This window comes from Streptomyces sp. BF23-19, assembly GCF_041106355.1.
GTDB lineage: Bacteria > Actinomycetota > Actinomycetes > Streptomycetales > Streptomycetaceae > Streptomyces > Streptomyces virginiae_A.
In genome coordinates, this window is record NZ_JBGBPT010000152.1 from 1 (window position 1) to 9,779 (window position 9,779).

A 9,779-nucleotide genomic window follows, 5' to 3' on the forward strand; every position below is an offset into this window, starting at 1 on the left:
GGTCCTGGACTCCGTCGACGGTGACCTGGCCGACGCCCTCGATGTCCGAGAGGACGGGGACGACGGAACGTTCCAGCCGGTCGGCGATCTGCGCGCGCAGCTGTTCGTACGGGGCGGCCGAGCCGGCCGAGCCGTCGATGGTGATCTTCAGGTTTGTCGAGGTCACGCGGGTGATTGTCCCCCATCGGCGGTTAATTGGGAGGCGCGCGTCGCGAAGGCGCACGTAGCGTCTGCCTCATGACCGCATCGATCCGTGACGTCCGCCCCGACGACCCCTCGGACGCGGAGTCCGTCGTGCGGGTACTCCGCGCGGCCCTGCCCTTCTCGATCACCAGCGCCGAGGGCCTGAGCTTCGAGCTCTCCTGCGCCCACCCGGCGAAGCACCACCGGATCCTCGTCGCCGAAGGCCCGGACGGCCGCGTCATAGGCGCCGCCCGGGCCGGCATCGCGTACGACAGCCCCGAGCCCGGCCGGTCGTACCTCAACACGTACGTCGACCCCGCCCACCGCGGCCTCGGCGCCGGCCGCCTCCTGCTCCGCGCCGCCGAGGAGCACCTCGCCGCGCACGGCGCCGTGGACACGTACGCCTGGGTCCTCGACGAGCCGGCCCACCGCGCCTTCGCCGAGCGGCACGGCTACCGGCCCCGCCGCTCGGCGCACTTCCTGCGCCTGGACCTGGCGGCGGTCACGCTGCCCGAGCCGCCGCGGGACGGGGACCTGCCGGCCGGGGTGGAACTGCGTCCCGGCTCCGCCTTCGCCGCCGACCCGCGTCCGCTCTTCGAGGCCGACGCCGAGGCGACCGCCGACGAACCGGGGGATGTGGCGACGGAGTTGGACGACTACGAGGACTGGCTCGCACACGTCTGGAACAACCCGACCCTCGACAAGGAGCTCACCACCGTCGCCCTGGTGGACGGTGTGGTGGCCTCCTTCACCGCGGCGCAGACGGACGGCGCCACCCGCTACGGCTCGGCGATGACCGGCACCCTGCGCGCCTTCCGCGGCCGGGGACTGGCCAAGCTCGCCAAGACGGTCTCCCTGCACCGGGCCCGCGCGGCCGGGTACACCGAGGCCTTCACCGGCAACGACGCGGGCAACGACCCGATGCTCGCCATCAACGAGTGGTTCGGCTACGAGATCTGCGCGACCGAGACGCGCTTCACGAAGACACTGGAGACCCTGTGACCGCGCAACTGACCGTCGTCCTGACCAAGGCCGGCCGGACCAAGATCCGCTACCCGGCGGCGCAGGTCGCCGACGACGGCGACCGGATCTCCGTACGCGCCCCCTGGGCGGCCGAGGGCGTACGGGACTTCGGCTTCGTGCGCTTCGAGCCCGGCGACGTGTTCGTCGAGCACTTCTGGCGGACCCGCTGGTACGCGGTCAAGGAGGTGTGGACCGCGGGCGGTGTCCTCAAGGGCTGGTACTGCGACGTCACGCGGCCGGCCCTGGTGCAGAGCGGGGAGATCCTCGTGGAGGACCTCGACCTCGACCTGTGGGTGTCGGCGGACGGGAGCTCCGTGCTGCGGCTGGACGAGGACGAGTTCGCCGAGAGCGGGCTCGCCGCGAGCGACCCGGAGGCCGCGGCCCAGGCGGTACGGGCCCTGGACGCGCTGGACGACCAGGCCCGGTCCGCGGCGGGCCTTTCCGCGCTCCTCTCGTAGTCCTCGGACGCGGGGCGTGGGCGTGAGCGTGGGACGTGGGGCGCGCGGCGGCCCTCCCGTGGGGAGCCGGGAGGGCGCCGGGCCCGGGATGGTCCGGGGCCACACCATACGCACGGGCCTCAGTGGCCCGATAGGCATATGACAAGGGAGATTCCGGATCGCCGTCTCCAGGTCGGCGGCCCGATGGAACCCTCGCCCTTTCCCGATCCCGAGGAGCCGCGCATGGTCGTCCACACCGCCACCCCGCTCGCCGAGTCGATCTCCCCTCCCGAGCGGGTCTGGTATGCCTCCTACGGCTCCAACATGCACATGGACCGCCTCGCCACGTACCTCGCCGGCGGGACCCCGCCCGGCGCGGCACGCACCTACCCGGGCTGTCGGGACCACCGGGCTCCCGAGCGCTCGATCGCGGTCGAGCTGGAGGGCTGCCTGTACTTCGCCACGGAGTCCCCCGTGTGGACGGGGGGCCGGGGGTTCTACGACCCCACGGCTCCCGGACGCACGCGCGGACGGGCACACCTGGTGACGGTCGGCCAGATGTCCGACATCGCCGCCCAGGAGATGTACGAGGAGCCGGGGGCGGACCTGGATCTGGCCACGGCCCTACGGGACGGCCGCGACGAGCTGGGTCCGGGTCGGTACGAGACCCTGATCTGCCCGGGCACGATCGACGGCATCCCCATGCTGACCTTCACCGCGCCGTGGAGCCTGAAGGACGTCGAGGTGCTCAACCCGTCGGGCGCGTACCTGCGCTACCTGGCCGGCGGCCTCCTGGAGTCCGGCCCCTGGGAGGAGCAGGACATCGCCGACTACCTCGCGGCCTGCCCCGGCGCCGCCGGGAACTGGACGGCCGCACAGGTGCGGGAGCTGCTCACGGCCGACGAGCTCCCCAGGTTCCGCGACGCCGGTTCCTGAGGCGGCGCTTGTCCCTGGCTTAAGGGGACCCTAAGGATCCGCTCCGGTGGGCCTGACGGGGCAGAACCCGTGGTCGGGGCGGCTAGCTTGGCCGGGCCAGGACAGGAAGGGCCCGTTGCGGCGCCGCCGGGGGGCGGCGCACCACGGAGTCCGATTCCGCCGGCACACCCCTGCCTTGCGCCCGAAGGAGACCACCCATGCCCGCACGCCGCCGCACGGCCGTCACGCTGACCCGTATCGCCGCCGCCGGCCTGGCCCCGCTCGCGGTGGCCGCGTACGCCGCGGCTCCCGCGGTCGCCCACGGCTCGATGACGGACCCGGTCAGCCGGGTGGCGGCGTGCTACGCCGAAGGACCGGAGTCCCCGAAGTCGGCGGCCTGCAAGGCCGCGGTCGCCGCCGCCGGGACGCAGCCGTTCTACGACTGGAACGCGGTCAACATCGCCAACGCCGCCGGCAACCACCGCTCGTTGATCCCGAACGGGCAGCTCTGCTCGGCCGGCAACGACAAGTACCGGGGGCTGGACCTGGCCCGCGCCGACTGGCCGGCCGGCCCGATGTCCGCCGGCGCGCACACCTTCCGCTACAAGGGCACGGCCCCGCACAAGGGCACCTTCGAGCTGTACGTGACGAAGGACGGCTACGACCCGACGAAGCCCCTGGCCTGGTCCGACCTGGAGCCCGCGCCGTTCGCGAAGGTCACCGACCCGGGTATGCAGAACGGCGACTACGTCTTCTCCGGGACCGTCCCCGACAAGTCGGGCCGCCACCTCATCTACAGCATCTGGCAGCGCTCCGACAGCCCGGAGGCCTTCTACACCTGCTCGGACGTGGTCTTCGGCAAGGACAACGGAGGCGGGAACGGCGGAAACGGCGGAAACGGCGGAAACGGCGGAAACGGCGGGACCTCCGGTACGGCTCCGACCACCAAGCCCGGCACCGGCACCGGCACCGGGACGGGTTCCAAGCCGAGCGAGAAGCCCGTCGTCAAGCCCTCGGCCCCGACCGACCAGCAGATCTCCGACGGCGCCGGCAAGTCCACGGTGGAGCACAACGGCCACGGCGACAACGACCCGAAGACGAACGGCGCGAAGGACGTCGCCGCCGTCCCGATCGCGGCCGGCTCCTCCTCGCCGGCCGCGGCCAAGGCGAACCTCGCGGAGACGGGCGGCAACAGCGCCACCCCGACGATCGCGATCGCCGGGCCCGCCGCCCTGGCCGTCGGCGCGGCCGCGCTGTTCGGAGCCGCCCGCCGTCGCACCGCGCGTACGACGACGGGCCGCCACGGCCGCTAGCCGATCCGGCCGGCGTCGGACCGCCCGCGCCCGGTCAGTCGAAGACCGAGGCGCAGGTGGTCCGTTCGGCGTGCGCCGGGTCGAGGGCGTTGACCGCCTCGTGCCAGGCGATCCGGTCGGTGAGCCCGATGGCGACGTGCTCCGAGAGGTCCAGGAAGCACAGGTCCTGGAGTACGACGTTGCGTACGTTCGGCCCGTCCAGGAAGGCGCTCCGGTACGGCGTCACCACCTCGTCGTACTTGGTCGCGATGACCGTGTACTTCACGCCGGGCACGGTGTCCCCGCCCTCGTTCAGCTTCTGCTGGAACGCGGATCCGGCGATCTGGTCGGCGAGGCCCGGGGTCGCGGTGCTGATCAGGTCCTCGGCCCCGGGGAAGTACGGGAGCAGCTTGGTGAATCCGAGCAGCGTGGTGCCGTGGTTGTCGGGGGCGAGCCCGACCAGCGCGTTGACCTTCGAGGCACCGCCGAGGAACTTCAGGTAGTAGCGCGGCATCATGCCGCCCTGCGAGTGCCCGACGATGTCGGTCTTGGAGGCGCCGGTGGCGGCGAGCACCTTGTCGACGAAGACGTCGAGCTGTTCGGCGGACTTGTCGATGGGGCCGAGCCCGTTGAAGAGGGGTACGCCGGGCAGCTGGCCGTAGTCGAGCGAGTAGACGCAGTACCCGCGGTGCACGAGGTACGGGGCGAAGCCGAGCCAGTTGTCCCAGGAGTTGCCGAAGGTGCCGTGCACGAGCACGACGGGGCGCGGGTGCGCGGCGGACGGCTTGCAGGACCAGTTGTTCCAGCCGCTGCTCGGGGCGGACGCGGCCTGCGCCGCTCCGGTGGGGGCGACGAGTGCGGCGGCGGTGAGGGTGAGGACGGCGAGTGGGCGGAGCAGGCGTCTCCAGGGCAGCATCGGGTGATCTCCTCGCGGGTGACTCAAGGGGATGAAGTGGGGGTTCGTCCCGTGATCCGGATCACAAGGGGGGCTGCTGCCGCTAAATTACGGGTGAGTAGCAATACAGGGAAGTTACGCGTCGGTAAAAAATCGCGCGTCGCCCGGCCGACCCCCTGTAAGGCGCCGTACGGGCCACCCGACGGACCGTCAGGCGGCCGGCGCGCCGCGGGCGATGGCGTGCGGCCCGAAGCGCGCGCGGACCCGGTCCGTGACGGCCTCCAGGCGGCGGGCCTTCTCGTCCTCGGGGTCGAGACTGAGCTGCCGCGTGGCCCGTTCGGCCGAGGTCAGGTCCTCGGCGCGCAGCGACAGCGCGCGCACCCGGGCCCGCTGCAGGCCGAGGCCCGCGTAGAGGGCGTAGGCCGTGGCGGTCAGGGCGACCGAGTGCGCGGTGGGCTCGGTCAGGGTGCGCGTCCGGGTGAGCGTGGTGCGGTCGGCGCAGCGGACGGTGAGCGAGAGGGTGCGGCAGACCTGCCCCCGACCCTGTTCCTGTGTACGAAGCTTCGCGCCGAGCTCCTCCGTCAGCGAGAGCAGCGCCCGCCGGTGCCGTACGGGATTCAGCTCGTCCAGATCGAAGAGCCGCTCGGCGGCGACGGCGCGGGCGGCAGCGCCCGGCCGGACCGGGGTCCGATCGATCCCCAGGGCGCGCTCGTGCACCTCGCGGCCTAGCCGGGCGCCGAGGATCCGCCGCAGGGCGGCGGGCGGGGCGGCGGCGACCCGGCCGACGGAATCGAGGCCGTAGGAGCACAGGGTGCGGGCGACCTTCGGCCCGACCCCGTCGAGGGCGGTGACGGGCTTGCCCGCCAGGAACTCCCGTACGGCGGCGGGATTCCCGGGGATCACCAGGGTCTCCCCGGACCGGGCCTCGCGGGCCGCGGCCCGGGCCAGCATGGGGTTGCCGGCCACGCCGACGGCGGCGTCCACCCCGTACAGGGCGAGGGCCCGGACCCGGACCAGGGCGGCCAGCCGGGTGGCGTCGCAGTCGAAGTAGCGCAGCGCGCCCCGGACCTCGGCGAGGACGATGTCGGGCGGCACGGCCTGCACGGCCGGGGTGATGCCCCCGAGCAGCGCGAGCACCCCGGCGTACTCCCGGGCCCCGAGCGGCCCCCCGTCGGCGGGGTACGGGCGCAGGCACATCACGACCCGCTCGGCGGCGGTCATCCCGCGCTCCCCGGGCTGGAGTGCCACAGCTTGCGGCCGGTCGCGGGGCCGGTACCGGGCGGCTGGAGGTCGGCCCAGGGGTTCATCTCGTACCCCGTGGACATGCGGATCCTGCGGCCGGGGGGCCGCCCTGCCGCCTCACCTTCGGCCGCACCCTCCCCCGCTGCCGGCTCGGCCGACTCGGCCGGCTCCGCGAGGCGAGCCGCGACCGCGTCCAGGCCGCCCGCCACCCGCAGTTCCACCAGCTCCGCCAGGTTCCACGCCGCCGCGCCGACCACGCTCAGGCTCTGCGGGCCCCGGCGCTGCACGACACCACGTACCAGCAGCAGGAAGGAGTGGAAGACGGTGTGCGCGCAGCGTTCGTGGCTGTCGTCGAAGAAGGCCAGGTCGACCAGGCCCGTCCCGTCGTCCAGCGTCGTGAAGATGACCCGTTTCCCGGAACGGATCGGCGGGGTCTGGGTGGCCGCCTTGGCCCCCGCGACCAGCACGGTCTGCCCGTGCTCGGTGTCGCGCAGCCGGCGCGCCGGGATCACTCCCAGTTCGGCCAGGAAGGCGTGGTGGTCCCCCATCAGGTGCCGCGAGGCGTCCATGCCGAGGACGCCCAGCTCGGCGCTGAGCCGTTCCGCCTCGGTCAGGTCGGGCAGCCCGACGGAGGCCGTGGACCGACCTCCCTCCAGCGGGAGTTGGGGACCACGCACACCTGCGGCCCGCTGCGCGCCGTGCAGTTCGGACACGTGCAGCAGCAGGTCCCGCCGGTTGGCGCCGAAGGAGTCCAACGCACCTACCTGCGCGAGCCGTTCGGCCACCGGGCGGCCCGGGTGCGCCCGGTCCCAGAAGTCCCGCAGGGAGGCGTACGGCTGTCCGGCCTCGATCCGGTCCGCCTCGGCCCCGCTGATGCCGTGGACGTCGGACAGCCCGAGCCGCAGCCCCCACACCCCACCGACATCGGACACCAGTTCGATACGATGGGCGGCCGCCGACCGGTTCACGTCCAGCGGCAGCACCGGCACGCCCCGCCGCCGCGCGTCCGCCAGCAACAGCCGCTTCGGGTACATCCCCGGGTCGTGGGTGAGCAGCCCGGCGTAGAAGGCCGCCGGGTGGTGCGCCTTCAGCCAGGCCGACTGATAGGTGGGCACCGCGAAGGCCACCGCGTGCGCCTTGCAGAAACCGTACGAGCCGAAGGCCTCCACGATCTCCCAGGTCCGGCCGATCACCTCCACCGGATAGCCGCGCTCGGCCGCCTTCGCCGCGAACCAGACCTTGATCCGCGGCTGCGACTGCGGGTCGGACAGCCCGCGCCGCACCCGGTCCGCCTCGTCCCGCCCGCAACCGGTCATGACGTGCACGATCTCGATGATCTGCTCGTGGAAGACCACCACCCCGTACGTCTCGCGCAGCGCGTCGGCCAGGTCCGGGTGCGGGAAGCGGACCGGGGCCCGCCCGTGCCGGGCCTCGATGAAGGGCCGCACCATGTCGGCGGCCACCGGCCCCGGCCGGAACAGCGAGATGTCGACGACCAGGTCGTGGAAGGTCGCCGGCTGGAGCCGCCCCACCAGGTCCCGCTGGCCCGGCGATTCGATCTGGAAACAGCCCAGGGTCTCGGCCGAGCGGATCAGCTCGTACGTGGCCCGGTCGCCCGGCGGCACCTGCGCCAGGTCGTCCAGGTCGAGCTCCCGCCCCGTGCCGCGGCGGATCTCCGCGACCGCGTGCGCCATCGCGGACTGCATCCGCACGCCCAGCACGTCCAGCTTGAGCAGCCCGAGCTCCTCCACGTCGTCCTTGTCGAACTGGGACATGGGAAAGCCCTCGCCGCTGGTGGGCACCACCGGCGTACGGGCGAGCAGCGAGTCGTCGGAGAGCAGCACCCCGCACGGGTGCATGGCGATCCCGCGCGGCAGCGCGTCCAGCGACTCGACGAGCTCCCACAGCCGCCCGTACGACTCCCCGCGCACGTCACGCAGTTCGGGGAGCTCCTGCAGCGCGGCGCGGGCGTCGCGGGCCCGGATGTGCGGGAAGGCCTTGGCGAGCCGGTCGGTGACGGCGGGGTCCATGGACAGGGCGGCGCCGACGTCGCGGATGGCGTGTCGGACCCGATAGGTCTCGGGCATGGAGACGGTGGCGACGCGCTCGGTGCCGAACCGGTCCATGATCCGCCGGTAGACCTCCAGCCGGCGGGCGGACTCCACGTCGATGTCGATGTCGGGCAGGACGCGCCGCCGCTTGGAGAGGAAGCGCTCCATCAGCAGGCCATGGGCGACGGGGTCGGCGTGCGCGATCCCGAGCAGGTGGTTGACGAGGGAGCCGGCGCCGGACCCGCGGGCGGCCACGCGGATGCCCATCTCCCGTACATCGTCGACCACTTGGGCGACCGTCAGGAAATACGAGGCGAAGCCGTGGTAGGCGATGATGTCGAGCTCCTGGTGCATCCGCTCCCAGTAGGCGCGGTCGCCCGCGTACCCGCGCAGCACCATGCCCGCCGAGGCCCGGGAGGTGAGGACCCGCTGGGCGCTGCGGTGGGCCGCGCCGACGAGGCGGGCCTCGGGGAAGTGCACGGAACCCATGCCGAGGTCGTCCTCGGGGTCCACGCAGCAGGCCTCGGCGGTACGCCGGGTCTCCGCGAGCAGACGCCGGGCGTCGGCGGGGCGCAGGCCGGCCGCCTGCGCGATCCGGTCGGCGGCCTCGGCCATGGCGGTGGGGCCCTTGAGCCAGCGCTCGCCGCTGTCGAGCGGGTACGCGGGGTTGCGGGGGTCGATGGGGACCAGGCGGCGGGCCGCGTCGAGGATGTCGGCGACCGGGCCCTGGCCGGGGTCGGCGTAGCGGACGGCATTGGTCAGCACGGCCGGGACGCCCTGCTCGACGGCGAAGCCGACGGTACGGGCGGCCAGCCGGAGCGAGCCGGGCCCGGTGCCGGTGCGGCCGTGGTGGACGGCCTCCAGGCGCAGGGAGTCGCCGTAGATCTCCCGCCAGGGCGCGAGCAGCCGGGCGGCCCGGTCGGGGCGGCCCGCGGAGAGCGCCCGCCCCACCTCGGAGTCGGGCCCGAGCAGGACGAAGACGCCCTCCCCGCGCAGGGCGCCCCAGGGCACGAGCGGGACCTCGGCGGCCTCCGCGTGGGCGGCGGTGACCATCCGGCACAGCTCGGCCCACCCGGCGGCCCCGTCCCGGGCCAGGAAAACGGCCCGCGCGGCGGACTCGTCCACGAAGGCCCCGCCCTTGACGGGGGTGCGCCGCCGGTACGAGGCCTCGCCGGCCCCGTCGCCCACGGCGGATCCGGTCGGGCCCCCCGACCCGGCCGGGCCCGTCGCGGGCGATGCGGCGGGCGAGCCGGCGGGCGGGACCGCCATGTCCACTCCGAACAACGGCCGGATGCCCGCCTGCGCGCACGCCTTCGCGAACCGGACCGCGCCCGCGAGGGTGTCGCGGTCGGTCAGGGCGAGGGCGTCCATACCTCGCTCGGCGGCACGCTCCGCCAGCCGCTGGGGGTGCGAGCCTCCGTAGCGCATGGAGAACCCCGAAACGGTGTGCAGATGCGTAAAACCAGGCACCCGCGGCCTCCTGCTTCGCTCGAATGAACACCTCCCCCGCTCTCCACCATAGAGCAATTCGAATATTCGTGCGAAACACTTGTTCGATCACTGTCCCAGCCCCTGCGGTGCCCCTGCGGGGTGCTCGGCGGTGTGCGGTGCGGCTCGGGCTGCGGTGTCCCTGCGGGGTGCTCGGCGGTGTGCGGTACGGCTCGGGCTGCGCCCGGGGCGGCGCCTCAAACGCCGGCGGGGCTGGAAATGCGGGCCTCTGTCTCGGTGGGTAGAGGGGCGG

7 protein-coding genes are annotated in these 9,779 nt (G+C 73.6%); 4 read left to right on the plus strand and 3 right to left on the minus strand.

The window, feature by feature from the left end:
• Positions 1-237 precede the first annotated feature (237 nt).
• The 4 genes from AB8A24_RS42085 to AB8A24_RS42100 all read left to right on the plus strand — a co-directional run bounded on the left by AB8A24_RS42085 (position 238) and on the right by AB8A24_RS42100 (position 3,871).
• Entirely contained in the window at positions 238-1,185 is a 948-nt protein-coding gene (locus AB8A24_RS42085; protein ID WP_328963925.1) for a GNAT family N-acetyltransferase, read from the plus strand.
• A complete protein-coding gene (locus tag AB8A24_RS42090; RefSeq protein ID WP_301372122.1) occupies positions 1,182-1,664 on the plus strand; it encodes a DUF402 domain-containing protein in 483 nt (160 codons plus the stop codon). Before AB8A24_RS42085 ends, AB8A24_RS42090 begins: the two co-directional genes overlap by 4 nt.
• A 222-nt stretch (positions 1,665-1,886) precedes the next feature.
• On the plus strand, positions 1,887-2,579 hold the full coding sequence (locus AB8A24_RS42095) for a histone deacetylase (protein ID WP_369479143.1): 693 nt from the start codon (positions 1,887-1,889) through the stop codon (positions 2,577-2,579).
• 197 nt (positions 2,580-2,776) lie between these two features.
• A complete protein-coding gene (locus AB8A24_RS42100; RefSeq protein WP_369479144.1) occupies positions 2,777-3,871 on the plus strand; it encodes a lytic polysaccharide monooxygenase in 1,095 nt (364 codons plus the stop codon).
• A 34-nt stretch (positions 3,872-3,905) separates the two neighbouring features.
• Here the strand turns inward: AB8A24_RS42100 and AB8A24_RS42105 are convergent, their stop codons facing one another.
• The 3 genes from AB8A24_RS42105 to AB8A24_RS42115 form a co-directional block, all read right to left on the minus strand.
• Entirely contained in the window at positions 3,906-4,766 is an 861-nt protein-coding gene (locus AB8A24_RS42105; protein ID WP_328963922.1) for an alpha/beta fold hydrolase, read from the minus strand.
• 189 nt (positions 4,767-4,955) lie between these two features.
• Positions 4,956-5,942 carry a hypothetical protein gene (locus AB8A24_RS42110; RefSeq protein ID WP_328966042.1) on the minus strand — a complete coding sequence of 329 codons (987 nt, stop codon included), beginning with the start codon at positions 5,940-5,942 and terminating at the stop codon, positions 4,956-4,958.
• Between the two features lie 20 nt (positions 5,943-5,962).
• Positions 5,963-9,508, minus strand: coding sequence for a DNA polymerase III subunit alpha (locus tag AB8A24_RS42115; RefSeq protein WP_369479145.1), 3,546 nt, complete (start codon positions 9,506-9,508; stop codon positions 5,963-5,965).
• Positions 9,509-9,779 lie beyond the last annotated feature (271 nt).

Coding starts and splice junctions, on each gene's coding strand:
- AB8A24_RS42085 (WP_328963925.1), top strand. CDS start 238: ATGACCGCATCGATCCGTGACGTCCGCCCCGACGACCCCTCGGACGCG.
- AB8A24_RS42095 (WP_369479143.1), top strand. CDS start 1,887: ATGGTCGTCCACACCGCCACCCCGCTCGCCGAGTCGATCTCCCCTCCC.
- AB8A24_RS42100 (WP_369479144.1), top strand. CDS start 2,777: ATGCCCGCACGCCGCCGCACGGCCGTCACGCTGACCCGTATCGCCGCC.
- AB8A24_RS42105 (WP_328963922.1), bottom strand. CDS start 4,766: ATGCTGCCCTGGAGACGCCTGCTCCGCCCACTCGCCGTCCTCACCCTC.
- AB8A24_RS42110 (WP_328966042.1), bottom strand. CDS start 5,942: ATGTGCCTGCGCCCGTACCCCGCCGACGGGGGGCCGCTCGGGGCCCGG.